25 protein-coding genes are annotated in these 23535 nt (G+C 68.4%); 12 read left to right on the top strand and 13 right to left on the bottom strand.

Annotation, left to right across the window (positions count from 1 at the left end; genetic code table 11):
* Positions 1-211: 211 nt before the first annotated feature.
* The 5 genes from KTR9_RS20880 to echA20 form a co-directional block, all read right to left on the bottom strand.
* Complete coding sequence (locus KTR9_RS20880; protein ID WP_010840671.1) at positions 212-1003, bottom strand: ABC transporter ATP-binding protein; 792 nt, start codon at positions 1001-1003, stop codon at positions 212-214.
* A 148-nt stretch (positions 1004-1151) separates the two neighbouring features.
* Positions 1152-2264, bottom strand: a complete 1113-nt coding sequence (locus tag KTR9_RS20875; protein WP_014927998.1) for an NAD(P)H-dependent flavin oxidoreductase — start codon at positions 2262-2264, stop codon at positions 1152-1154.
* Entirely contained in the window at positions 2261-3052 is a 792-nt protein-coding gene (locus KTR9_RS20870; protein ID WP_014927997.1) for a CoA-transferase subunit beta, read from the bottom strand. The genes KTR9_RS20875 and KTR9_RS20870 overlap by 4 nt, the downstream gene beginning before the upstream one ends.
* Positions 3049-3942, bottom strand: coding sequence for a CoA transferase subunit A (locus KTR9_RS20865; RefSeq protein ID WP_010840668.1), 894 nt, complete (start codon positions 3940-3942; stop codon positions 3049-3051). Before KTR9_RS20865 ends, KTR9_RS20870 begins: the two co-directional genes overlap by 4 nt.
* A gap of 1 nt (position 3943) precedes the next feature.
* Positions 3944-4729 (bottom strand): (7aS)-7a-methyl-1,5-dioxo-2,3,5,6,7,7a-hexahydro-1H-indene-carboxyl-CoA hydrolase, encoded by a 786-nt coding sequence (gene echA20 / locus KTR9_RS20860; RefSeq protein ID WP_010840667.1) that lies wholly within the window; start codon positions 4727-4729, stop codon positions 3944-3946.
* 90 nt (positions 4730-4819) lie between these two features.
* Between echA20 and KTR9_RS20855 the strand changes: the two genes are divergently transcribed.
* The 3 genes from KTR9_RS20855 to KTR9_RS20845 are packed head-to-tail and all read left to right on the top strand — an operon-like array spanning position 4820 to position 6930.
* Positions 4820-5608, top strand: coding sequence for an SDR family oxidoreductase (locus KTR9_RS20855; RefSeq protein WP_010840666.1), 789 nt, complete (start codon positions 4820-4822; stop codon positions 5606-5608).
* Positions 5609-5668: 60 nt separating this feature from the next.
* Positions 5669-6553, top strand: coding sequence for an SDR family oxidoreductase (locus tag KTR9_RS20850; protein WP_014928764.1), 885 nt, complete (start codon positions 5669-5671; stop codon positions 6551-6553).
* Positions 6550-6930, top strand: coding sequence for a hypothetical protein (locus tag KTR9_RS20845; RefSeq protein WP_010840664.1), 381 nt, complete (start codon positions 6550-6552; stop codon positions 6928-6930). Before KTR9_RS20850 ends, KTR9_RS20845 begins: the two co-directional genes overlap by 4 nt.
* A gap of 79 nt (positions 6931-7009) precedes the next feature.
* On the opposite strand, the gene KTR9_RS20840 is transcribed toward KTR9_RS20845, so the two are convergent.
* Entirely contained in the window at positions 7010-7666 is a 657-nt protein-coding gene (locus KTR9_RS20840; RefSeq protein WP_010840663.1) for an acetyltransferase, read from the bottom strand.
* Positions 7667-7836: 170 nt separating this feature from the next.
* Here KTR9_RS20840 and fadD8 point away from each other — a divergent pair, with 170 nt between their 5' ends.
* Positions 7837-9483, top strand: coding sequence for a fatty-acid--CoA ligase FadD8 (fadD8, locus tag KTR9_RS20835; protein ID WP_014927996.1), 1647 nt, complete (start codon positions 7837-7839; stop codon positions 9481-9483).
* Between the two features lie 191 nt (positions 9484-9674).
* Here the strand turns inward: fadD8 and KTR9_RS20830 are convergent, their stop codons facing one another.
* Positions 9675-10793 (bottom strand): DUF5685 family protein, encoded by a 1119-nt coding sequence (locus tag KTR9_RS20830; protein WP_014927995.1) that lies wholly within the window; start codon positions 10791-10793, stop codon positions 9675-9677.
* Positions 10794-10871: 78 nt separating this feature from the next.
* The gene (locus KTR9_RS20825; protein ID WP_044507208.1) at positions 10872-11822 is read right to left on the bottom strand and encodes a helix-turn-helix transcriptional regulator; all 951 of its coding nucleotides are present in this window, start codon (positions 11820-11822) and stop codon (positions 10872-10874) included.
* A 91-nt stretch (positions 11823-11913) separates the two neighbouring features.
* Between KTR9_RS20825 and KTR9_RS20820 the strand changes: the two genes are divergently transcribed.
* Positions 11914-12549 (top strand): TIGR03086 family metal-binding protein, encoded by a 636-nt coding sequence (locus KTR9_RS20820; RefSeq protein WP_014927993.1) that lies wholly within the window; start codon positions 11914-11916, stop codon positions 12547-12549.
* Positions 12550-12577: 28 nt separating this feature from the next.
* Here KTR9_RS20820 and KTR9_RS20815 read toward each other — a convergent pair whose 3' ends face one another.
* Together KTR9_RS20815 and KTR9_RS20810 are read right to left on the bottom strand one after the other, a co-directional pair.
* Positions 12578-13069, bottom strand: a complete 492-nt coding sequence (locus tag KTR9_RS20815; RefSeq protein ID WP_014928763.1) for a nitroreductase family deazaflavin-dependent oxidoreductase — start codon at positions 13067-13069, stop codon at positions 12578-12580.
* Positions 13069-14232 carry a steroid 3-ketoacyl-CoA thiolase gene (locus KTR9_RS20810; protein WP_014928762.1) on the bottom strand — a complete coding sequence of 388 codons (1164 nt, stop codon included), beginning with the start codon at positions 14230-14232 and terminating at the stop codon, positions 13069-13071. The genes KTR9_RS20815 and KTR9_RS20810 overlap by 1 nt, the downstream gene beginning before the upstream one ends.
* Positions 14233-14573: 341 nt before the next feature.
* Between KTR9_RS20810 and KTR9_RS20805 the strand changes: the two genes are divergently transcribed.
* The 5 genes from KTR9_RS20805 to KTR9_RS20785 all read left to right on the top strand — a co-directional run bounded on the left by KTR9_RS20805 (position 14574) and on the right by KTR9_RS20785 (position 18233).
* Positions 14574-15893, top strand: coding sequence for a cytochrome P450 (locus KTR9_RS20805; RefSeq protein WP_044507206.1), 1320 nt, complete (start codon positions 14574-14576; stop codon positions 15891-15893).
* Positions 15890-16354, top strand: a complete 465-nt coding sequence (locus KTR9_RS20800) for a nuclear transport factor 2 family protein (RefSeq protein ID WP_010840655.1) — start codon at positions 15890-15892, stop codon at positions 16352-16354. Before KTR9_RS20805 ends, KTR9_RS20800 begins: the two co-directional genes overlap by 4 nt.
* A 237-nt stretch (positions 16355-16591) precedes the next feature.
* On the top strand, positions 16592-17071 hold the full coding sequence (locus KTR9_RS20795; RefSeq protein ID WP_044508162.1) for an RNA polymerase sigma factor: 480 nt from the start codon (positions 16592-16594) through the stop codon (positions 17069-17071).
* Positions 17068-17688: a hypothetical protein gene (locus KTR9_RS20790; protein ID WP_044507204.1), complete on the top strand. Its 621-nt coding sequence runs from the start codon at positions 17068-17070 to the stop codon at positions 17686-17688. The genes KTR9_RS20795 and KTR9_RS20790 overlap by 4 nt, the downstream gene beginning before the upstream one ends.
* Positions 17685-18233, top strand: a complete 549-nt coding sequence (locus tag KTR9_RS20785) for a carboxymuconolactone decarboxylase family protein (RefSeq protein WP_014927990.1) — start codon at positions 17685-17687, stop codon at positions 18231-18233. The genes KTR9_RS20790 and KTR9_RS20785 overlap by 4 nt, the downstream gene beginning before the upstream one ends.
* A gap of 43 nt (positions 18234-18276) precedes the next feature.
* On the opposite strand, the gene KTR9_RS20780 is transcribed toward KTR9_RS20785, so the two are convergent.
* The 3 genes from KTR9_RS20780 to KTR9_RS20770 are packed head-to-tail and all read right to left on the bottom strand — an operon-like array spanning position 18277 to position 21567.
* Positions 18277-19455: a thiolase domain-containing protein gene (locus tag KTR9_RS20780; RefSeq protein WP_014928761.1), complete on the bottom strand. Its 1179-nt coding sequence runs from the start codon at positions 19453-19455 to the stop codon at positions 18277-18279.
* Entirely contained in the window at positions 19455-20504 is a 1050-nt protein-coding gene (locus KTR9_RS20775; RefSeq protein WP_014928760.1) for a thiolase domain-containing protein, read from the bottom strand. The genes KTR9_RS20780 and KTR9_RS20775 overlap by 1 nt, the downstream gene beginning before the upstream one ends.
* 16 nt (positions 20505-20520) lie before the next feature.
* Complete coding sequence (locus tag KTR9_RS20770) at positions 20521-21567, bottom strand: OB-fold nucleic acid binding domain-containing protein (protein WP_044508160.1); 1047 nt, start codon at positions 21565-21567, stop codon at positions 20521-20523.
* A 91-nt stretch (positions 21568-21658) separates the two neighbouring features.
* On the opposite strand from KTR9_RS20770, the gene KTR9_RS20765 reads away from it, so the two are divergent.
* Together KTR9_RS20765 and KTR9_RS20760 are read left to right on the top strand one after the other, a co-directional pair.
* Complete coding sequence (locus KTR9_RS20765; protein ID WP_014928759.1) at positions 21659-22696, top strand: LLM class F420-dependent oxidoreductase; 1038 nt, start codon at positions 21659-21661, stop codon at positions 22694-22696.
* Positions 22697-22765: 69 nt separating this feature from the next.
* Positions 22766-23500 carry a PAS and ANTAR domain-containing protein gene (locus tag KTR9_RS20760; protein ID WP_083888994.1) on the top strand — a complete coding sequence of 245 codons (735 nt, stop codon included), beginning with the start codon at positions 22766-22768 and terminating at the stop codon, positions 23498-23500.
* Positions 23501-23535 lie beyond the last annotated feature (35 nt).

The following is a 23535-nucleotide window of genomic DNA, read 5'->3' as shown; positions in this document are numbered from 1 at the left end:
GTTTTCCTACTGCTGCCTGAGGTGTGAGCGTCCCCATGCTCCCTGAGGAGGTCCGGAGCTTGCGGAGGGCCGTCACCCCTGCTCCCTGAGGAGGTCCGGAGCTTGCGGAGGGCCGTCACCCCTGCTCCCTGAGGAGGTCCGGAGCTTGCGGAGGGCCGTCACCCCTGCGCCCTGAGGAGGTCCGGAGCTTGCGGAGGGCCGTCACGAAGGGTCAGTCGCGGGCGCCTCGCGCCGACCATCGCCCGTCGCGGTGGGTGATCTCGATGGGGTGGTCGAAGCACTCGGTCACCAGAGCGGTGGTCAGGACGTCGTGGACCGGGCCCGCGGCGAGGACCCGGCCGCCGGTCACCAGGACGGCGTGCGTCGTCGTCTCGGGCAGTTCCTCGAGGTGATGGGTGACGAGCACCGTCGCGAGGTCGGGGTGGGTCCGGTGGAGTCGGTCGACGGTCTGCAGGAGTCGCTCGCGGGCGGCGACGTCGAGACCGGTCGACGGCTCGTCGAGCAGCAGGAGGCGGGGATCGGGGAGCAGCGCGCGGGCGATCAGGGTCCGGCCGCGTTCGCCCTGCGACAGGTTCGTCCACGGCGCCGACGCGAGGGCGCTCAGGCCGAGCGTCTCGATCAACTCGTCGGCTCGGGCGAGAGTCTCCGGGGTCGGTTGCCTGCGATCCATCAGCTCGGTGGTTCCGGTCGCGCCGGTGAGCACGACCTCGCGGATCGTCAGCGGCGACCGTAGCGGATGCCTGGGATTGACGTGGCCGATGGACTCACGGAGCTTCCGGGTCTCGACCCGCCCCAGCTGGTGTCCGAGGACGTGAACGCTGCCGCGCGTCGGATGTTCCTGAGCGCCGCAGAGGCTCAGGATCGTCGACTTGCCCGCACCGTTCGGACCGATGAGCGCCCACCGCTCGCCGGCCCGGATGGTGAGGTCGATGTCGGTGAGGATCGCGCGGGACTGCCGCACGAAGTCGACCGAATCAAGGCGGAGGACATCGGGGTTCGTCACGATGCGAACCTACCGGCGGCACGCTCCGGGCCTCCTCAGGGGGTGTCGGCCCTCCGCACGCTCCGGGCCTCCTCAGGGGGCGCCTTCCGCTGCCTGAGGTGCGAGGAGCGATAGCGACGAGCCTCGAAGGCCTCGAAAGCCACCGACCCTAACCCAGCGCCCCGAGGCCCTTCAGCCGTTCGTGCGCCTGGGTCATGATCGACTGGATCAGCTCGTCACAGCTCGGCAGGTCCTCGATCATCCCGACCACCTGGCCGGAGGCGAGCACCCCGGCGCGGGTGTCGCCCTCGACGAGGCCGGCCTTGAGCAACATGGGGGTGTTGCCGGCCATGATCACCTGCTGCCACGTGCGTTCGCCCGACTTCTTCATCGTGCGTCCGTCTTTGAGCATCGTCGTCCAGCGCATCCCGGTCATCTGCCTGAACTCGTTGGCGTTTCGGGCCGCGGCGACGAGTGCCTTGACCGGGCTCCCGTTCTCCAGCGCCTCCACCAACGGTGTACGCAACACCCGGTGCGGCATGCCGTCGACCTTCACCGAGACGACGGTGTCGTTGAGACCACGTGCGAGGTACTCCTGCTTGACCGAGTCGGGCACCGCGCTGTCCGACGTCAGCAGGAACCGGGTGCCCATGGCGACGCCTTGAGCGCCGTAGGCGAGCGCGGCGGCGAGTCCGCGACCGTCGAAGAACCCGCCCGCGGCCACCACCGGCATGTCGATACCCTTGGCGGCCAACGCATCCAGCACCGATGGCAGCAGCAACGTGGTGGCGACGGGCCCGGTGTGGCCGCCGCCCTCGCCGCCCTGCACGATCACCGCGTCGGCACCCCAGGATGCGACCTTGACGGCGTGTTTGGCAGCACCGATCGACGGGATCACGACGATGCCGTGGTCCTTGAGTTTGGCGATGAGTTCGGGTTTGGGTGCGAGCGCGAAGGATGCGACCTTGACGCCCTCGCGGATCAGCAGGTCGATCCGAGCCGGGGCATCGGTGGCGTCGGCGCGCATGTTCACGCCGAACGGCTTGTCGGTCAACGACTTCGTCTTCCCGATGGCCGTTTCGAGTTCGGCGAAGGTCATCGTGGCCGACGCCAGGATTCCCAGCCCGCCCGCGTTCGAGGTGGCCGACGTCAGCGACGGGCCGGACACCCAGCCCATCCCGGTCTGGACGATCGGGTACTCGATCCCGACGAGCCGGGTGAACGGGGTCGACAGTCCCGCCGCGCGTGCCGGGCTCGGCTGCGCGGCGGTGGGGCCGCTCATCGGACCTCCTTGTTGCGGACGCCGTTCGGGTCGAGGACGTCCCGGATCAGGCCGAGCTCCTCCGCCGTCGGCCGGCGCGTTGCCGGTGCGTCGGCAAGACCCGCGATCTCGAAGCCGGTGTTCTCGGCCACCTCGTCGGCACCGACCCCGGGATGCAGGGACAGGGCGCGCATGGTGTGGCCCGGCCCGCCGAAGTCGAAGACGCCGAGATTGGTGACGACGCGGTGGATGTTCAGGTCGTCGAAGGCTGGGTTCTCCGGATCGACCTTGTCGAAGCCGATGCCCGACACGATGTCGACGGACTCGCCGAAGACGCGCGCCGTGTGGCGGGGCACCCAGTAGCTGGTGGGGTGGTTGATGGTGTTCCCGGGCGCGCCGCGCACACCGAACATCTGGCGGGTGGGATGTTGCAACGGGCCGAAGGCCGACAGATTCTGGTTGCCGTACCGGTCGATCTGGTTGGCGCCCATCACCACATGACGACGGCCCGACGCCACGACGTCGAAGACCTTCCGGAAGGGCATCCAGCCCTCGATCGGCCCGGTCTTGCCGATCGGCGGGGTGTCGGCGAGGATCAGCGCCTCGCCATCGGTGATCAGCAGGTCGGGTTCGGTGGTGAGGCGCGCCAGCCGGGCGCCGAGCAGGGGAGTGGGTGCCATCGGCGATGCCATGATCTCGCCGGCGCCGGCGAAGATGTCGGCACACGAGATGACGCAGTACTCGGCGCGTGTGGGTTCCTCCGGCGCGGGGAAATCGCCGGGCGTGGTCGCGGTTTCGGCGGTGCTCACTGTCCGGTCTCCTTCTGCTCGTCCTGCCACGCGGCCACTTCTCGCTGGTACGTCTGCTCGTCGACGTCGAGGAATCGGCGCGAGAACGCCTCCCACGTCTCGGGTTCCTTCGCGGACGCGACGTAGAACTGCTGGAATTTCTCGTCCCGCCCGTACTCCCCGGCGAACGTGAAGTGGGCCCCGTTGGGCGCTTGGACAACCCGGTCGACGGCCATGCGGTTGAGCAGAAGACGCTGATGCGGAACGGTCTTGACGAGCACCTCGGTCGAGACGATCTGATCGGCCTCGAGGTAGCGACGTTGCGCCGCGGCGCAGTAGAGATCGTCGAAGTACGGGTCGACACCGGTGTAGGCGGCGTTGCCGTGGACGTCGGCCAGATCCAGGTGCACGAAGGCGGCGTCGAGCGTCAGCGCCGGCATGGCCACCAGCGTCTGGGTACGGCCGTCGGCGTCGGGATAGGGCGAGGTGACGGTCTTCAGCTCGCCTTCCCAGAAGTTGAGGACGTCGGAGCCGAGGCCGGCGCGGATGGGCAGGAACGGCACGCGCGCGGCGGCTGCCTCCAGGCCGCACTTCACCATTCCCTCGTCCATCTCGCGGACCTCGATCTCGCCGTTCGTGCGCGCCTTGGCGAACCACGGATCGTAGAACGGGGCCGAGTCGAGTGAGACGAAGCCGTAATACGCGCGGCGCACCTTGCCTGCGGCGCAGAGCAATCCGAGGTCGGGTCCGCCGTAGGTGACCACGGTGAGGTCCTTGACGTCGGACCGGGCGAGTGCGCGCACGAGCGCCATCGGCTTACGGCGCGAACCCCATCCGCCGATGCCGATGGTCATGCCGTCGCGCAGCTCGGCGATGACGTCGTCGAAAGTGCTTGTCTTGTCGGTGGGCATCTCAGGCACGTCCTCCATCCGAAGCGGAATTCGCGGCGAGCGGCTTGCCGGTCGACACGAAGGCATCGCGGTGTTCGTCGGCGACACCGGCCAGGTTCAGCTCGAAGGTGTATCCCTGTTCGAGGCGGTAACTCGCCTTGACGTCGACGGGATCGATGTTGTTGATCGCCTCCTTGGCGGCGCGGATCACCCGGGTGTCCTTGGCGGCGATGGCCTCCGCGATCTCGAGTGCGGCGTCGAGCAGCTCCTCGCGGGGCACGACCCGATACACCGACCCGAAGTGCTCGAGTTGCTGGGCGGTGACGTTCTTGGCGGTGAAGTAGAGGGTTCGCATCATGTGCTGTGGCACGAGACGCGCGAGATGTGTTGCCGCGCCGAGCGCTCCGCGGTCGACCTCGGGCAGACCGAAGACGGCGTCGTCGGACGCCACGATGACGTCGGCGTTCCCGACGAGTCCGATGCCCCCGCCCACGCAGAACCCGTTCACGGCGACGACGACGGGTACGGCGCAGTCGTAGACCGCACCGAACGCGGCGGCGCATCCGCGGTTGGCGCCGATCAACGCGTCGAATCCGTCGGTCGCCTGCATCTCCTTGATGTCGACGCCCGCGTTGAAGCCGCGACCCTCGGCACGCAGCACCACCACGTGGGTGGTCGGGTCCGATCCCGCGGCGGTGATGGCGTCGCCGAGTTCGAACCACGCGGCCGATGGCAGCGCGTTGACCGGCGGGTAGTCGACGGTGACCGTCACGATCCCGGTATCGGAACGTGTCGTGGTGATCGGCACGCGGGCTCCTCTCATGGGGCGGTTCGGACAGCCCAGAGGACTGCGGAAGCGCACCAAGCAAGTGCTTGGTTGTTTGGTAGGGTAGCACCCATGCAGACGCAGTCACAGGTCGAGCTGGGCCTGGTCGGAAAGGTCGTGCTGGTCACCGGCGGGGGTCGCGGGGTGGGTGCGGGGATCACCCGTGTCCTGGGCTCGCTCGGCGCCCGACCGGTGATCTGTGGCCGCAACGCCGACAACCTCGCCGACGACCTCCGCGACGTCGACTTCGTGTCCTGCGACGTTCGCGACGCGGATGCGGTCGAGGCGATGGTGGACGAGGTCATCCGGCGCGCCGGACGTCTCGATGGTGTCGTGAACAATGCCGGCGGCTCACCCTTCGCGCTGGCCGCCGACGCATCGGTTCGATTCGCGAGCAAGATCGTCGACCTCAACCTGCTGGCCCCGCTGGCAGTGGCCCGCGCGGCCAACGCCGTGATGCAGACGCAGCCCGACGGCGGTGCCATCGTGAACATCTCGAGTGTCAGTGGCCACCGAGCGTCACCCGGGACATCGGCCTACGGGGCGGCGAAGGCCGGACTCGACAATCTGATGAGTTCACTCGCCGTCGAGTGGGCGCCACGGGTGCGGGTGAACTCGGTCGTGGCCGGCCCGGTCGTCACCGAGCAGTCGCATCTGCACTACGGGGATGACGCCGGAGTCGCGGCGGTCGGCGAGACCATCCCGATGGGCCGCATGGCCACGCCCGTCGATGTCGGCAACGCGGTGGCGTTCCTGTTGTCGCCGCTCGCCTGCTACATCAGCGGATCGACGCTGACCGTGCACGGGGGTGGCGAGAAACCGGCATTCCTCGACGCCGCGACCGCCGGCAATGCAGTCTGAGACCCGGCGTGCGGATCGGGCCCGAGAGAAGTTCGGAAAGGAAAGAGTGTGACCAGCACAATGAATGAGGGTCGTGTCGTCATCGTGACCGGTGCCGGCCAGGGCATCGGCCGTGCCCATGCCCTCGCGTTCGCCGCCGACGGCGCGAAGGTCGTGGTCAACGACTACGCCGAGGATCCGGCGACCGAGGTGGTCGACGAGATCGTGGCCGCGGGCGGGCACGCTGTCGCGTCGGTGGGTGATGTCGCGGACTGGGACTCGGGTGCGGCCATGGTCGAGACCGCTCTCTCGGAGTTCGGCCGCCTCGACGTCCTGGTCAACAACGCGGGTTTCGTGCGCGACCGGATGCTGGTCTCGCTGTCGGAGGAGGAATGGGATGCGGTCGTCCGCGTGCATCTCAAGGGACACTTCGTCGGCCTGCGCCATGCGGCGGCGCACTGGCGTGCCCAGGCCAAGGCCGGCGACGTCCCGCAGGCACGCATCATCAACACGAGTTCCGGTGCGGGCCTCTACGGTTCGGTGGGTCAGGGGAACTACGTCGCGGCCAAGGCCGGGATCGCGGCCCTGACGATCCAGGCGGCGGCGGAGCTGGGGTCGTATGGTGTCACCGTGAATGCGATCGCCCCGGCCGCTCGCACCCAGATGACGATGGGTGCCGGTGAGGCGATGGCCGCTCAGATGGCCGCGCCCGCCGACGGTTCCTTCGACACGATGGATCCCGCGAATGTGTCGCCACTCGTGGTCTGGCTGGGTTCGCCCGAAGCGGGTTCGGTGAGCGGCCGGGTGTTCGAGGTCGAGGGCGGCAAGATCTCGGTCACCGACGGCTGGCAGCGAAGCATCGAGCGGGACAAGGGGTCTCGCTGGGAAGCTGCCGAGCTCGGCCCGGTGATCGAGGAGATCCTGGCGAAGGCGCCGGATCCGATGCCGGTCTACGGCGCGCGATGACGCCACACGCCGACTTCTCGGCCGAACGGATCGCGGCGGCGCGGGCCTATGTCGACGCCCTGGTGAGTCACGATCCATCGGCGGTCGCGCTGCACCCCGACTGCACACGCGTGGAGTTCGGCGTCCGAACCGGTCGCAACGGTGCCCACATCGCCCGAAGCCTCGCCCGCGGTCCGCAATTCCGTCTCATCCATCGGATCTCGGACTTCACCGCGACGGTCGACGGCCACAGCGTGACCACGCGCTACGTCGTCCACGTTCGACCCAAGAGGCTACGGCTGGGTGCGACGGTGTCGGAGACCTTCGTCGTCGACGAGGACAATCGGATTCGCGCGATCGTCGCGCACTTCGGGCTTCCACGGCCCCAGCGGGCCTGATCGCCGAGCGCACTCACCACGGATGGCCGTGTCCACCACCCGAGGGGCGGTGGACACGCCCTCCGGGTGGAGCTGCGTGTCAGGCGCCCGGCGCGCGGACGACCATCGGTACGCCGGGGAAGTAGGCCGCCATCTCCGAACGGGATTTGCGCAGGGCGGCGGTGCCATACCCGGCCTTGCGGAACTGCGGATGAATCCAGATGCGCAGGTCGATCTCGCCGTCCTTCAGTTCGCCGAAGACGAAGCCGACCTTCGAGTCGCCCTCGACGGCGACCAGCCAGACGGCCTCCTCGGCGTCGACCCGGGCGGTGGCCGCGCTGATCTCGGCCGCGACATCTCCGGCGGGAGCGCCGGAACCGTCTCCGGCGGTGCCGATCTCGTTGGTGCGTGCCGAGAACAGCTCCGCGTCGGCGGACGGGTCGAACGGACGGAGGTCGAGGGTGTCACCGCTGCTCGCCGGCCGTTCGGCCAGCGTGAAGGTGAGCGCGCTGTTGAGGTCGTCGAGTTCGGCCTGGTTCTTTCGACGGTCGTCTTTGGTGAGCTGATCGAGCTTCATGTCCAGGATGGCCTCGGCACCGAGCCGGGACTTCCCGAGCAGCCCCACGATCGCGGTCACGGCCTCGTCGTGATTCTCGGCGTCGACGATGGCATCGAGGACCTCGTGCCGACGTTCGAGGGCGGTCAGCAGGGCGTCGGCGATGTCGCGACGGGTGGTGGCGAGGTCGAGGTCAGTCATGCTTCGATCCTAGGTCACCGGTCGTCACCATGTGGTGGACATCATGTCCGCCGGCGGCGGGCTCCGCCGGCCGATGCGTCCCGGAAATCTAGAACAGGTTCTACAGGTGTGCACGGCTGTTTTCGTGGAGATTCTTCCCTCTTGCTGTAACACGTCCTAGTCTGGTGGACATGACGAACGAGGGTACGACGACAGCAGCGGCCGACTTCGATCACCTGCGCGGGGGCACGCACATGGGCGACCTGATGGTCGCGGCGCTGCGGCGGCACGCCGACCGCACCGTCCTGTCCCTCGGCGACACCGAGATGACCGGCGGTGAGATGGCCGCGTCGATCAGCAGGTACATCCAGGCCTTCGAGGGATTGGGAGCCGGTACCGGGACCGCGGTGGGCCTGCTCGCGCTGAATCGTCCCGAGGTGCTGTTCGTGATCGGTGCCGGCCAGACCCAGGGGTGGCGCCGCACCGCACTGCATCCCCTCGGCTCGCTCGACGACCACGCATACGTGCTCTCCGATGCCGGCGTGTCGACCCTCATCATCGATCCGGTGCCCATGTTCGTCGAGCGGGCCGCGGCCCTCCTCGAACGGGTGCCCGGTCTCAAGCAGGTGCTGACGCTCGGGCCGGTGCCCGAGCAGCTGGCCGCACATGCACGTGACGTGATCGCCGAGGCAGACGGCTTCGAACCGAAGCCCCTTGTCGCGGCGCACCTCTCACCCGACCACGTCGTCTCCATCACCTACACGGGCGGGACCACCGGCAAGCCGAAGGGGGTCATCGGGACGGCGCGTGCGATGTCGACGATGACGCAGATCCAGCTCGCCGAATGGGAGTGGCCCGAGCATCCGCGATTCCTGCTCTGCACGCCTCTCTCGCATGCGGGTGCCGCGTTCTTCGTCCCGACCCTGATGAAGGGCGGATCGATGGTGGTCCTGTCCAAGTTCGACCCGGCCGAGGTGCTGCGCACCATCGAGGAGCAGAAGATCACCGCGACGATGCTGGTGCCGTCGATGCTGTACGCGCTGATGGACCATCCGGACTCGAAGACGCGTGACCTGTCGTCGCTGGAGACCGTGTATTACGGTGCGTCACCGATCAATCCGGTCCGCCTCGCCGAGGCCATCGAGCGCTTCGGGCCGATCTTCGCCCAGTACTACGGCCAGTCCGAGGCGCCGATGGTCATCAGCTACCTGGCCAAGGGAGACCATCCGGGTCCCGGTGAGGACCAGCGTCGGCTGAGCAGTTGCGGACGGCCGTCGGCCTTCCTGCGCACCGCCCTGCTCGGACCCGACGACAAGCCCGTGCCCCAGGGTGAGCCCGGCGAGATCTGTGTCGCCGGCCCACTTCTCGCCGGTGGGTACCTGGGTCTCCCGGAGCAGACCGCGGACACCTTCCGCGACGGCTGGCTCCGCACCGGCGACGTCGCGCGCGAGGATGAGGACGGGTTCTGGTTCATCGTCGACCGCACCAAGGACATGATCGTCACCGGTGGGTTCAACGTGTTCCCGCGCGAGGTCGAGGATGTCGTCGCCGAACATCCGGCGGTCGGTCAGGTCGGTGTGATCGGTGTCCCGGACGAGAAGTGGGGTGAGGCGGTCACCGCGATCGTCGTCCTGCGCGGCGATGCCCCCGCCGACGACGCGGCGAAGGACCGCATCGTCACCGAGATCCAGCAGTCCGTGAAGGACCGCAAGGGGGCGGTGCAGTCACCCAAGCGCGTGATCTTCGCCGACGCTTTGCCGTTGACCGCCCTCGGCAAGCCGGACAAGAAGGCGCTGCGGTCTCAGTACTGGGCCGACTCCGACCGCGGCGTCGGGTAGGTCTCCCCTGCTCCCTAATCCGAAAGAGCCGCATACCCCCTGCTCCCTGAGGTGCGAGGAGCGAAGCGACGAGCCACGAAGGGCATGGTGAGCTACGTTGCCAGACCCTTCGTGGCTCGCTTCGCTCGCACCTCAGGGAGCACAGGGGGAGCGCATTGCTCGCTCCTCAACTGACCTGCCCGCCCGGCGGGTCACAAATCGCAGCAGTCGCAACAATCGCAGCAGTCGCAGTCGTCGCAGACCGCGTCCTTGTACTTGTCGGTGAAGTGATTCCAGTGGTCCGTGCAGCAGGCCTTGCCGAAGCAGGAGACGCCGATGAACGGCAGAATCCGCTCGCCGAATGAACGATTGGGTTTGAACGGCGGCGGATAGGGCCACTCGGAGGGATATCCGAAGGGCCGGTGCGGAGGCCACTGGGTGCGCGAGTCGGCGGTGACGGAGATGGCGTCGGCGTGCGGATGCATGCGCTTGTGAATGGCGTGCCGCAGGCCGTCGAGCAGAACCACGCGCAGCAAGCGGTCGTCGGCGAGGGAGAGGTCGGCATAGCGCGCCCGGATCGCGGCAGCGAGTCGTCGACACTGCTCGAGCGCGGTCTCCGGAGACGTGCCGGTCGCCCGGAGCGGATTGAATCGCCCCTCGGCGGCGTCGGAGGCGTAGTCGTCGACCGCGTCCAGCAGATGCGCGATCCGGCCGAAGTCGGCACCGATGTCGCGGAGCGGCTCCTGGTTGCCCGGGACCTCGGCCAGGACCGCCGAGGTGGCGAAGACCTGTGCGGCGGCGGCAGCCGAAGGTTGTGTGAGGTCGTCGAGCACGACGCTCGTCGACTCGATCTCCGCCTGCCGGGACAAGGTCGTCATCATGGCGTCGATGTCGAGGCGGCCGGCGACCGTGGTGTCGGCCGCGGCGTGCCGACGCAGGTGGCCCCCGGCGTATTCGGCGAGTTTCGCGCGGACCGGACGCCGGGGTGCGAGCGCGTGATGTTGTTCGCTGCCGACATCGGCGGCCTTCGCGGCGGCCAGGGTGAGCGAGGCGGTCGTGGCGAGACGCACGCCCGGCTCGTCGGCGGACACGACCGTCGCCGTGCGCATTCCGCGCAGAGGGCAGCGTCCGGCCTCGGTGGACGCGCACTCCTTCGTCGACTGGGCGGCGGTGAGAATCGAGACCATCACCGCGTCGGTGTTGACCGTCAGCCTGCTCGACTGACCGTGGTTGTCTCGCAGCGAGAGACAGACCCCGCACAGGTGGGAGCGCCACTGGTCCATCAGGTCGTCGTCGAGTGCGTGCCGACATGGAGTGAGAACCCCGAACATCCGTGAATCAGACCACACGGCCCGAGGTGTCGCCAGGCGATTCATTCGTTCGGTGCAGGTGACGCCTCGTGCACGCCGTCACTCGCCGGTCGCCGCGCGGGCACGGGCCGTCAGCGCGGTCCGCAGCCAGTCCGGCTCGCGCACCACGAAGTCGTGATCGAACATCGTCGACCAGAGCGCGCGCACCGCGTGCCGGCGGTCGGCGAACCGGAGATCGAGACGGCACCGGCCGTCCGCGGATTCACCGAGATGTGTTGCCGAGGCGATCGATCCGATTCGTTCGGCCTCGTCGGCCGAGCAGTCGATCACGACGTCGACCGGTTCGAAGGAGCGCCGGAAGGCGTCACGGTGCCGCTCCCAGATCTCGGCGAGGTCGACCTCGTCGGAGCGATGAGCCGGCTCGTCGAGGATGTCCACATCGCTCATCCGGGAGAGCCGGAACATTCGTTCGGAAGGCGTCGCGGCCGCATCTCCGCGTCGGGACCCCGCGACGAGGTACCAGGTGTCGCCCGCCACGATCAGGCCGATCGGATCGAGTACGTGCTCGCGCGCAGCGTCGGCTCCCCGGCTCCGGTAGCGAACACGAATCCGCCGGCCCTCGAAGACGGCGATCTGCACGGCTTGGAGGTTGTCGAGGACTTCGGGGGCCCGGACGAAACCCTCCGGACGGACCAGGATCCGCTGCGCGGCCCGCACGGCCTGGCTCCGGTGCGCTTCGGGCAGTGCCGCGGTGACCTTACGCATGGCGCTGGCGAACGCGGGGGAGTCGACCCGTCCGGTGCCGGCGAGGAGAGACGTCGCCTCGTCGACGGTCAGCCCCGTGAGGTCGGTGCGGTACCCCGGTAACAGCGCGAACCCGCCGTGTCGTCCGCGCTCGGCGTACACCGGCACGCCGGACAGCGACAGCGCATCGATGTCGCGGAGCACGGTGCGCTCGGAGACCCCGAGCTCGGCGGCCAGCTCGGCAGCCGTCACCCGCTCGTGCTTCTTCAGCAGCATCAGCAGGGCGATGAGACGTTCGGCGCGCACGGTTGAGATTCTCCCGGAAAAACATGACAGAAGGTGTCGTGTATCGAGACTTCACTGGTCCTCGTACCCGAAAGACACGAGAGGACATGCCATGAACGCACCGACCACGAACTCCGGACCGGCTCCCGAGACGACACCCGCCCTCGGCGATCCCCGGCCGGCGTTCCGCACCGCCACCGCCTGGGTCGTGGAGTTGCTCGAGGGAGTGTCCGACGACCAGCTCGACTCGCCGACGCCCTGCGACGACTTCGACGTCCGGACCCTGTCGGCGCACCTCGTCGCCGTCGCGCATCGCGCCGCAGCGCTGGCCGAGGGTGCCGACATCCGCACGATGGCGTCGATCGCCGAGCAGTACGACGCCCGGACGTACGCGGCCCTCATCGACCAGGCGCTCGACTCATGGTCGGATGACACCAAGCTCTCCGTGATGGTCCAGATGCCCTGGGGTGAGGTCCCGGGCGCCGGGGCCCTGTGGGGTTATGTCAGCGAAACCCTCGTCCACGCTTGGGATCTGGCGGTCGCCACCGGCCGGCCGGCCGAGGCCGACGCCGAACTCGCCGAGACGACCCTCGGGGTGGCCCGACAGTTCATCCCGGCCGCGATCCGCACCGACCCCGCCGTGCCCTTCGGGCCCGTCGTCGAACCCCGCCCCGAGGCCGGACCCACCGAGCGGCTCGCGAACTGGACCGGCCGCGACTCCGTCACCTGGGTGCGGCGGCAACCCTGACGATCGGGCCCCCGGCGGTCCTGTTGCCTCAGCGGGCCGGCTCGCAGATGACCACCGGGATCGTCCGTTCCGTCCAGGCGGCGTAGGTGTCGTAGTCGGCATAGGTGTCGACCAGATCGGGCCACAGGTCGGCGCGTTCGGAATCGGTGGCGGTGCGCGCCACGAGGTCGTACTTCTTCTTGCCGAGCTGGATGGTGACCTGCGGGTTGTCGCAGAGATTCAGATACCAGGCCGGATTCTTGGCCGAGCCGCCCTGCGACGCCACCACCACGAACGACTCACCCCGTCGCAGATAGATCAGCGGTGCGGTCCGCGGCTGGCCCGACTTGCGGCCGATCGTGGTGAGCAGGCACACCGGGGCGGGCTTGCGCAGGCCCGCCCCGACTCGCCAGGTCCCCCCGATCCGGCCTCCGGTGGCCTTGTACAGCGCGGTGTTCGCCTTCGATCCCAGCTTGATGAACTTGCTGACGACGGGCGAATCCAGTTGTGCCGGCTTGTTGTCCGGATCGAAGGCCGGCATCAGATCCGCTCGATGATGGTGCCGGTGGCCATCGCGCCACCAGCGCACATCGTGACGAGCGCGGTCTGACCGTCCCGGCGCTCCAGCTCGTGCAGGGCCGTGGTGATCAGCCGAGAGCCGGTGCTGCCCACGGGATGTCCCAGCGCGATGGCCCCACCGTTGACATTCACCTTGTCCAGGTCGGCGCCGTGGACCTGGGCCCAGCTGAGGACCACGGAGGCGAACGCCTCGTTGATCTCGACGATGTCGATGTCGGACAACGACATACCCGACTTCGCCAGGACGCGCTCGGTCGCCTGGACCGGACCGTCGAGATGGAAATGCGGTTCCGCGCCGACCAGGGCCTGTGCCCTGATGCGCGCGCGGGGCGTGAGGCCCAGCTCGCGCGCCTTCGACTCGTCCATGATGAGCACGGCGGCCGCGCCGTCGGAGATCTGCGACGACGTCCCCGCGGTGTGGATGCCGCCCTCGAGAACGGGTTTGAGCGCGGACAGGGATTCGAGCGTGGTGTCGCGTAGGCCCTGATCGCGGCTCACGTCGAGGATGTTCCCGGTGAACTCGCCCTCTTTGGTGCGCTCGGGCGCCTTGAGGCTCAGGACCTCGCGATCGAAACGGCCCTCGTCCCACGCCTGGCGGGCATTGCGCTGACTACGCTCGCCGAGCGCGTCGATGTCGGCGCGCGTGATGCCCCGGCGCTTGGCGATGCGCTCGGCGGCCTCGAACTGGTTGGGCATGTCGATGTCCCACGAATCCGCGTGGTACGGGCCGGCACCCGTACCCACATTCGCGCCGAGCGGGACGACGGACATCGTCTCCACCCCGCAGGCGACGCCGATGTCGATCGCGTCGGAGGCGATCAGTCCGGCGATCAGGTGATTGGCCTGTTGTGCCGAGCCGCACTGGGCGTCGATGGTGGTGGCTCCGGTCGCCTCCGGGAGGCCCGCGGACAACCACGCCTTGCGCGTGATGTTGCCGGCCTGAGCGCCCGCCTGGGTCACGCAGCCGCCGATCGCCTGTTCGACGAGCGCGGGGTCGATGCCCGCCTTCTCGAGGAGACCTCGCTGGGTGAGGCCGAGCAATTCCTCGGCGTGCAACCCCGACAGCCATCCGCCGCGCTTGCCGATCGGCGTACGCGCCGCCTCCACGATGACCGGAACGCCCATGGCCACTCCTTCGTTAGTCCCAGTGAACTCCGTTGCCCACGGAGCTTGGCCTGTCGACGGGACGTCGAGGCCGCTGAGATCCAAGCTAGAACACGTTCTATGTTTGCGTCTATGGTGGGGGCTCAACGTGTTCTGTAACCATCGCCCGACGGCTGTCGCGGAGGTCGTGTCCCTGCTGCACGCGGACAGATGTCTCGCGGTTCACGAGTCAACGTCGCAGGTGGGGACCATGGGGCGACCAGAGAACTAGAACAAGTTCTCATCCGGGGGTGTCGAATGGGTCACAGTGTGCTTGAATGTGATTGAAACAGGTTCTAAATCTCACAGCGAGGTGGTGTGACGTGACCCAGGCCCAGAGCGCCCCGATCGGCAGCGAGCCGACCCCGGCGGATTCTGCGCGCACGAGCCCTTCCGACGTAGTCGCGAAGTGCCCGTTCATGGAGCAGGAGGGGTGGGATTTCACCAACCCCGACCTGCTCGAGCAGGGAATCCCCGTGCAGGAGTTCGCGCAACTGCGCAAGACCGCGCCGGTCTGGTGGAATGCCCAGGCGCCCGGCAAGGGCGGTGGTTTCCACGACGGCGGCTACTGGGTGATCTCCAAGCACGCCCATGTCCGTGAGATCTCGAAGAACAACGAGGACTGGGAAACCAACGCCAACGGCGTCATCATGCGTTTCGACGACGAGATGACCGCCGATCAGATCGAGATCACCAAGGCCCTGCTGATCAACCATGATCCGCCGGAGCACACGCGTCTGCGCAAGCTGGTCTCCAAGCTGTTCACGCCCCGCGCGGTGCACTCGCTCGAGGAGAAGCTCGACGACGCCGCCCGTGAGATCGTCACCCGGGCCGCGGAAAAGGGCAGCGGCGACTTCGTCAAGGACGTCGCCGTCGACCTGCCGCTGCTGGCCATCGCCGACCTGCTCGGTGTGCCGGAGTCGGATCGGGAGAAGCTGTTCGACTGGTCGAACTCGATGATGAACGCCGACGATCCGGACTACACCACGGATCCCCAGCAGGCCAACGCCGAGATCCTCGGCTACGGCTACACGATGGCCGAGGAGAAGCGCAAGAACCCCGGCGAGGACATCGTCACCACGCTGGTGAACGCCGACATCGACGGGCAGTCGCTCGACGAGACCGAGTTCGGGTTCTTCTTCATCCTCCTGACCGTCGCGGGCAACGAGACCACCCGTAACGCCATCAGTCACGGGATGAATGCGTTCCTGGACAACCCCGACCAGTGGGAGCTGTTCAAGAAGCATCGTCCGGCGACGGCGGTCGACGAGATCGTCCGGTGGGCGACCCCGGTCAACGCCTTCCAGCGGACGGCCAAGCGCGACACGCAGATCGGCGGCGTCCACATCGCCAAGGGCGAGCGCGTCGGAATGTTCTACGGTTCGGCCAACTACGACGAGGACGTCTTCGACGATCCGTTCTCGTTCAACATCATGCGCGACCCCAACCCGCACGTCGGGTTCGGCGGCAACGGTGCGCACTTCTGCGTCGGCGCGAACCTGGCGCGGATGGAGATCAACCTGATGTTCAACGCGCTCGCCGACCTGGTGCCCGACATCACCAAGCTCGCCGCGCCGCGACGCCTGCGGCACGGCTGGATCAACGGGGTCAAGGAACTCCGCGTCGACTACGGCACCAAGTGACCGCGGCAGAAGACACCGCACCGCGGGAGACGCCGGCGTACCTCGGCATCGACCGGGAGAACCATCCCGCAGTCGTGGCGGGACGTCGTTCGCGTGAGTTCGTGGCATCGCGGGACAAGCAGGCCTGGATCGACAACTTCGCGGCCGACGCGACGGTCGAGGACCCGGTCGGGCCGTCGATGTTCGATCCGGATGGCGTCGGATTCCGTGGGCACGAGCAGATCTCCGAGTTCTGGGACAAGTCGATCGGCACGACCGAGAGCATCGACTTCCGCTTCGACGAGGAGATCATCTGCGGGAACGAGGTCGCCTACATCGGCAGCATCGTCACCCATATCGCGGGTCACGTCTCCGAGGCGCGGGGGGTGTTCACCTACCGCGCCGACGCCGACGGGAAGCTGTCGGCATTGCGTGCCTTCTGGGAGGTAGAGAAGACGATCAACTCGGTGCGCAAGGCCTGAGGGTCGCACCACGGTCCGACGCGGGCGGGACAGGTTCCTCACCTGTCCCGCCCGCCGTCGTCTGTGCGCCCAGCCGAGGAGGCCGCCCGAGTTCGCGCATCCGCCGTTACAGCCGGGCGCCCGTGCCGGAAGATGTATCGCAGGGTCCATGACGCCCGGGGCGTCGCCGACGGCCCACGGTGTCGATGGCGAAGGGGGGACGACTCGAAGTCGGGCGCGGTCGATCAGTTCGACGCGGTGTACCGCGAACACGTGGCGGGGGTCTGGCGCTACGTGCGAACACGCGTGCCCGCGAATGTCGATGCCGACGACGTGACCGCGGAGGTCTTCGTGAAGGCGATGCGCTCCTGGGACCGATTCGACGATCGGCGCGGCACCGTCGGCGCCTGGCTGATAGGGATAGCCCGGCACGCCGTCGCGGACTGGTGGGCGCGGCAGTCCCGGGAGGTGCCGGTCGCCGAGGTCGACGTGGACGCCGCGGCGATGTCCGCTCCCGACGGCGACCCCGAGACCTCGATGTTGCGCGCCGCGGCGGCCGACGACGTGCGCAGCCGGCTGTGGGTGCTCACCGCGCGCGAACGCGAGGCCGTGGCCCTGCGGTTCGGCACCGAACTCAGCTCTGAGGAGATCGGGGTCGCGATGGGGATCTCGGCAACCGCCGCCCGGATGCTCGTCTATCGCGGGGTGGCGAAGTTGAGGGAGGTGATGCCGAGGTGACGCCAGAGGATCCGGCTGCGTCCGAGCAGTACGACCCTGCCGAGGTCGCGGCGGCCGAACTGCTCGACGCCAGGATCGCGGCCGTCCTCGACGGGCGCGAGATGCCGGGTGCCCGGACACCCGAACTCGAACTGCTCGCCGACGGCTTACGCCGTGATCCGCCCCCGTCGACCTTCGCCGCGGTCGATCGGGGCCTGGAGTCCCGGCGTTCGGCCCGTCCGAGACGACGATGGTCGGCGTCGCAGGTGGCCGCGGCCGTGCTCGGCGCGGTCCTGGTCATCCATGGCATGGGGAACTTGGTTGCCGGGGAATGGATCTCGGCGTCGCTGGGCGAGCCGTACAACCGGCACGCGATGATCGACGGGGGACTGGCGTTCATCGCCCTGGGTGCGGCGATCGCGGTCGCCTCGACGCGCCGGCGGTGGTTGCCCGTCGCCGTCATCGTGGGCGTGCCGCTCGGACTGGTCATGGGTGGACGCGGCGTGCACGAGATCGGCGTGTTCGCCTGGGGTGCGGTCGCGCACGGTGCGGTCGGTGTGGCCGCGCTGGTGTTGCTGGTCACTTTCGTCCTGGGCGGGCGTTACAGCCGAGGGCCGGATGAGGAAGGACGGGTATGAGAGCACTGCATCGAATCCGAAATTACGTACGCGCCATGCGACGGGCACGGCGCCACCGCACCGAGCTCGTCGGCCATCTGGCACGGCGGCCGCTGCTTGCCGGCGGGGTCGCCGGGATGGAGAGCGCGATGCTGCTGTCCAACCGGATGGACCCGAAGCTCAAGGAACTCGCCGAACTCAAGGCGGCAGGCATGGTCAGCTGCGAGTTCTGCCTCGACATCGGGTCGGCGGTCGCGTCCGGCGCGGGCATCACCGAGCAGCAGCTCCGCGACCTCCCGCGCTATCGGGAGTCGACGGCCTACACCGACCTGGAGAAGCTCGTCATCGGTTACGCCGAGGCGATGACGCGCACACCGGCCGTCGGGGAGGACCTCGCCGAGCTGCGTCGTGAGCTGGGCGAGCACCTGTCGGAGACCCAGATCGTCGAACTCGCCATGACCGTCGCCTGGGAGAACCAGCGGGCGCGCCTCAACCAGTCTCTGGGTGTCCGGCCCACCGGAATGTCCGACGGCCTCGCCTGCGCTGTGCCCGAACGAATTTCGTAGCATTCATGCGCACATGGCGCGCATGGATGCTACGAAATCCGCGTCAGTGCAGGGGTTTGTCGGCGCCGACGAGCCACATGGAGAAGTACTGGGAACCGCCGCCGTAGGCGTGGCCCAGGGCCTTGCGGGCGTCCGCGACCTGGTGGTCGCCGGCCTTGCCCATGACCTGGATCGCCGCCTCGGCGAACCGGATCATGCCCGACGCCCCGATCGGGTTCGACGACAACACACCGCCGGACGCGTTGAGCGGGAGCCGCCCGCCGATCTCGGTGTCACCGGATTCGGTGAGCTTCCAGCCCTCGCCCTCGGCCACGAAGCCGAGGTTCTCCAGCCACATCGGCTCGAACCATGAGAAGGGCACGTAGATCTCGGCGGCGTCGATCTCCTCGAGGGGATTGCTGATGCCGCCTGCCTTCCACAGGGCGGCGGCGGCGTCGCGACCGGCCTGCGGGCTGACGACGTTGCGGTGCGCGTACGACAGCGGCTCGGTGCGCATCGCCGTGGCATGAATCCACGCCACCGGATCGCCCGCGGCGATCGCCGCGTCGGCGACGTCTTCGGCACCGATGACGACCGCGCACGCCCCGTCCGACGACGGGCAGGTCTCGTCGTAGCGGATCGGGTCCCACAGCATCTGCGAGCTCATGACCTTCTCGACGGTCTGATCCGGCTGGTGCAGGTGCGCAAGCGGATTCAGCGCGCCGTTGCGACGGTCCTTGGCCGCGACCATCGCGCCGATGTGTTCGGGGGCTCCGGACTGCCGGATGTAGGCGCGCACGTGCGGGGCGAAGAAGCCGCCCGCGCCGGCGCCCACCGGTTTGGTGAACGGCACCGGGATCGACAGGGCCCACATCGCGTTGGACTCCGACTGCTTCTCCCAGGCGACGGCCAGGACCCGTTTGTGCACTCCGGCGAAGATGAGCGACGCCGCCACGTTGGCCGTCGAGCCGCCGACCGAACCCGCGGTGTGCACGCGGATGAGTCGTTTGCCGACCGCGCCGATGGCCTCGGCCATCGCGAGCTCGGGCATCATCGACCCCTCGAAGAGGTCCGGTGCCTTGCCGATGACGATCGCGTCGATGTCGTCGAGAGAGACCTTGGAGTCGAGGAGCGCGGCGTCGATGGCCTCGCGGACCATGCCGGCCATCGTGACATCGGACCGCTTGGCGACGTACCGCGTCTGTCCGGTACCCAGCACCGCGGCTCGATTGTTGTGTCCCATCAGTTCTCGCCTCCCGAGTTCGTTTGGGCACTCAGGGTGACCACCATGTTCTGCTGCAACAGCGGCCCGCTCGACGCGTGGGCGAGTGCGGTGCCCGCGTTCCCGCTGAGGATCTCGTGCGCCGCGTACCCGATGCGCTGGAGACCGGCGGAGAACAGCGAGTTGCCGGCCAGCGAGCCGCCGGACGGGTTGATCCGCACCGAGTCGGGCAACCCGAGCGCGTTGCGGACGATGATCTCCTGATGTGTGTACGACGCGTTGATCTCCGCGACGTCGACCGCCCGGCTGCGGTCGCCGAACGCGGTGTCGCCGGCGACCTTCGTCGAGGGCGACAGCGTGAGATCGCGTGCCCCGAAGTTGGGCGTGTCGATGCGGTGGTCCCACCCGGTGACGAACGCGGGATTGGCCACAAGCTCACGGGCCTTGCGCTCGCTCGCGATCACGACCGCGGCGGCGGCATCGGTGTAGGGCGCGATGTCGTGCTGCCGCAACGGGTTCGCGATGTACTCGCGGCCGAGCAGCTCGTCGACCGAACCGCCGAAGGTGCGCGCGCCGATCTCGGCCATGTCGGCCTCGGTCCACACGCCGGCGTCGATGCCGGCACGTGCCTGGAGGGCGCCGAGCGACCGCGCGTCCGGGTGCAGCGGGGCGACGGTGTACGGGTCGGTCTGCAGGGTGAGGGTCTGATCGGCGTTGCCCGCGGTGGCCTTGCCGAATCCGTAGGCGAGGGCGAGGTCGACCTCGCCGGTCGCGATCTTCACCCACGCCTCGTAGAGAGCCCACGCGCCGTCCATCTCGACATGTGACTCGTTGATGGGCGGCATGGCGCCGATCGAGTCGATCGCGGAGATGAAGGAGAACGCGCGCCCGGCAAGGTAATCCGACGATCCGCTGCACCAGAACTCGATGTCGGTGCGGGCGATGCCGAGTTCGGCGTAGAGCTTGTCGAAACAGGGGATCAGCATCTCGACACCGTTGGTGGTGCCGTGGGTACCGGCGACATTCGGGCTGTGTGCGAAGCCGATGATCGCGATCGGTGGCAGTGTCATCAGAGGTGGTCCTTCATCACAGGTGGGCGCGGTAGGTGTCGTACTCGGCGTCGGGCTCTCCGGTGGGTGCGAAGTGACTGATGTTGCCGATCGAATACTCCCACTCGTCTTCGGGAAGCCAGACGGCCTTGACGCGCATACCCATTCGGACCTCGGAGGCCTCACAGTCCAGGATCAGGTGCAGGAACGGGATGTCAGCGCCGTCGAGGAGTACGTACGCCGCCACGTAGGGTGGCTTGATCCGCTGGCCCTGGAAGGGCACGTTGACGATGCAGAACGTGGTGACGATGCCGGTGTGGCCCAGCTCGACACGTTCGGACGCGGGCGAGCCGTCGGCGGGACTGACCCCGCGAGGTGGGAAGTAGACGCGTCCGGCGTCGACTCCCGAACCGATGCGCGTGCCGATCAGCTTGCCCGCCTTCAGTCCTTCGAGATAGACGGATTCTTCTTCGTTGGCCGAGTGCGTGATCTCGGTGCTGACCGGGGTGGGGATGACGACGAGCCCCGTCTCGGCGCCCCGGGGGGCCTCCGCGGTGTTGGCCGGAGCGGTGGCGGGCTCCTCGCCGGGCGCGAAGTACGCGATGTCGTCGATCCGGCCGATGCGTGCCGCGCCGAACACGGCGTGAACCCGCATGCCGGTCGCCAACGCGTCGGGTGAGTCGGCCGAAACCGCATGCAGCAGTGTGGTGTCCGCGCCGTCGAGACGGATCAGCGCCCACGCGAACGGCGTGTCCAGCGGCTGGCCCGGCGTCGGCTCGGGGTTCCACGTCCAGGTGGTCACCGTGCCGACCGTCGACACCTCGACGAACTCGGCGGACTGTGCGCCGGTGACGGGATCGAACTCGACCGGGGGCACCGACACCTTGCCGTCGCTGCCCTTGGACCCGATGATCCGGCCGTCGCGCAGCGCGAGCGCGAACTGACTCAGAACCGGGCCCAGCGACCGTGTGTAGTCGAAGGAGTTGGTCAGGGGAGCGGTCAGGATCGGGGACTTCGGCTCGGGCACCTCGGCGACGGGATGTGGCGTGTCGGGATTCGGGGCGGCCGGAGACGTTACGCTCATGCTCACATCTCGAGTAGAACACGTTCTAGTATTGGACACAAGGTGCATGTCAGGCCGTGGGAACGCGCGGCCGGGTGAGAAGGGAGTGCCGGTGAAGCTCGGTCTGCAACTGGGGTACTGGGGTGCCGACCCGATTCCGGGCGCGCCGGCGTTGATCGCGGCCGCGGAGGAGTGCGGGTTCGACGCGGTGTTCACCGCGGAGTCGTGGGGCTCCGACGCCTACACCCCGCTCGCGTGGTGGGGCGCGGCGACCTCGCGCGTCCGGCTGGGCACCGCGGTGGCCCAATTGTCGGCGCGTCCGCCGACCTCGCTCGCCATGCACGCGCTCACCCTCGACCACCTCTCCGGTGGCCGGCACATCATCGGACTCGGGGTGTCGGGTCCCCAGGTGGTGGAGGGTTGGTACGGCGAACCATTCGCAAAACCGCTGGCGCGCACGCGCGAATACGTGCGTGTCGTGCGGGATGTGCTGGCCCGGCAGGACAAGGTGACCAGCGCGGGTCCGCACTATCCGCTGCCGTACCCGGCCGGCGCACCCGGGGCGACCGGACTCGGCAAACCGCTCAAACCGATCACCCACCCGCTGCGCGCCGACGTGCCGATCTGGCTCGGCGCCGAAGGGCCGAAGAACGTCGCGCAGACCGCGGAGATCGCCGACGGGTGGCTGGCCATCTTCTTCAGTCTCGGTCTCGCCGACCAGTACAACTCGTGGCTCGACGAGGGTTTCGCACGGCCGGGTGCGCGTCGCTCGCGGGAGGACTTCGAGGTGGCCGCGACCGTGCAGGTGGTGATCACCGACGACGTGGCCGCCGCCATCGACCGATACCGGCCGTCGACCGCGTTGTACGTCGGCGGAATGGGCGCGAAGGAGAAGAACTTCCACGCGGAGCTGTACAAGCGGATGGGCTACTCGGACGCGGTCGACGAGATCGTGAGCCTGTTCCTCGGCGGCAAGAAGGCCGAGGCGGTGGCCGCCGTGCCCGACGAGATGGTCCGCGAGACGATGCTGGTCGGCACGGCCGACGAGGTGCGCGCCCAGATCAAGGAGTGGGAGGCGGCCGGCGTCACGATGCTGATGGTGACCGCTCGCGACGCCGAGACGATCCGCGAACTGGCGACGCTGGTCTGATCCCCCTCTCGAACGCGGGTGCCCGCCGAAATCCATCCTCGAGGCCTCGCCGGTCATAGAATTCTCCGCGTGCAGCACGATGACCACGACCCTCGTTGCGAGGACGCCGACCACGAACGGGGCGCCCTCCCGGCGAGGCGTCCGGACAAGACGTCCGACCGCATGCCGTCGGGAATCCGACGCATCGGCGACTTCCGCTTCTTCTACGAGGGTGAGAAGTGGGAGTGGTCCGATGAGGTCGCCGCGCTGCACGGCTACGGACCAGGTGAGGTGGAGCCGACCACCGAACTCATGCGCCGCCACAAGCACCCCGAGGATCGTGCCCACTTCGACGCGATGCTGGCCGAGATGCTCACCGATCACGCACCGTTCTCGAGTCGCCACCGCATCGTCGACACGTCGGGGCGGGTCCGCCCGGTCGCGGTCATCGCCCACTCCATCACCGACGCAACCGGGGAGACGATCGGCACGGAGGGCTTCTATCTCGATCTGACCGACGCCGAACTGGCCGTGGTGCAACGGCGCGTCGACGACCAGGTGCGGGCCTTCCGCGACAGCAGCGGGGTGATAGAGCAGGCGAAGGGCATGCTCATGCTGGTGTACGGAGTCAACGCCGACCGCGCATTCGATGTGCTCCGGTGGCGGTCTCAGCAGGAGAACGTCAAGATCCGGGACGTCGCCGCGGCCCTCATTGTCGAGATCCAGGCGAGCCTGCCCCTGGAGAATCACCACCGTCGGCGCCTCGACGAGATCGTGCTGCGCGCCCGTAGGTCGTCGGGGAGTTCATCGGACGTCGTCCACTGAGCACCCGGCGCGCACCGGGCATGCTGCTCGACCGG

It is taken from the genome of Gordonia sp. KTR9 (assembly GCF_000143885.2).
Lineage (GTDB): Bacteria > Actinomycetota > Actinomycetes > Mycobacteriales > Mycobacteriaceae > Gordonia.
This window is presented reverse-complemented; position numbering and strand designations above follow the sequence as displayed.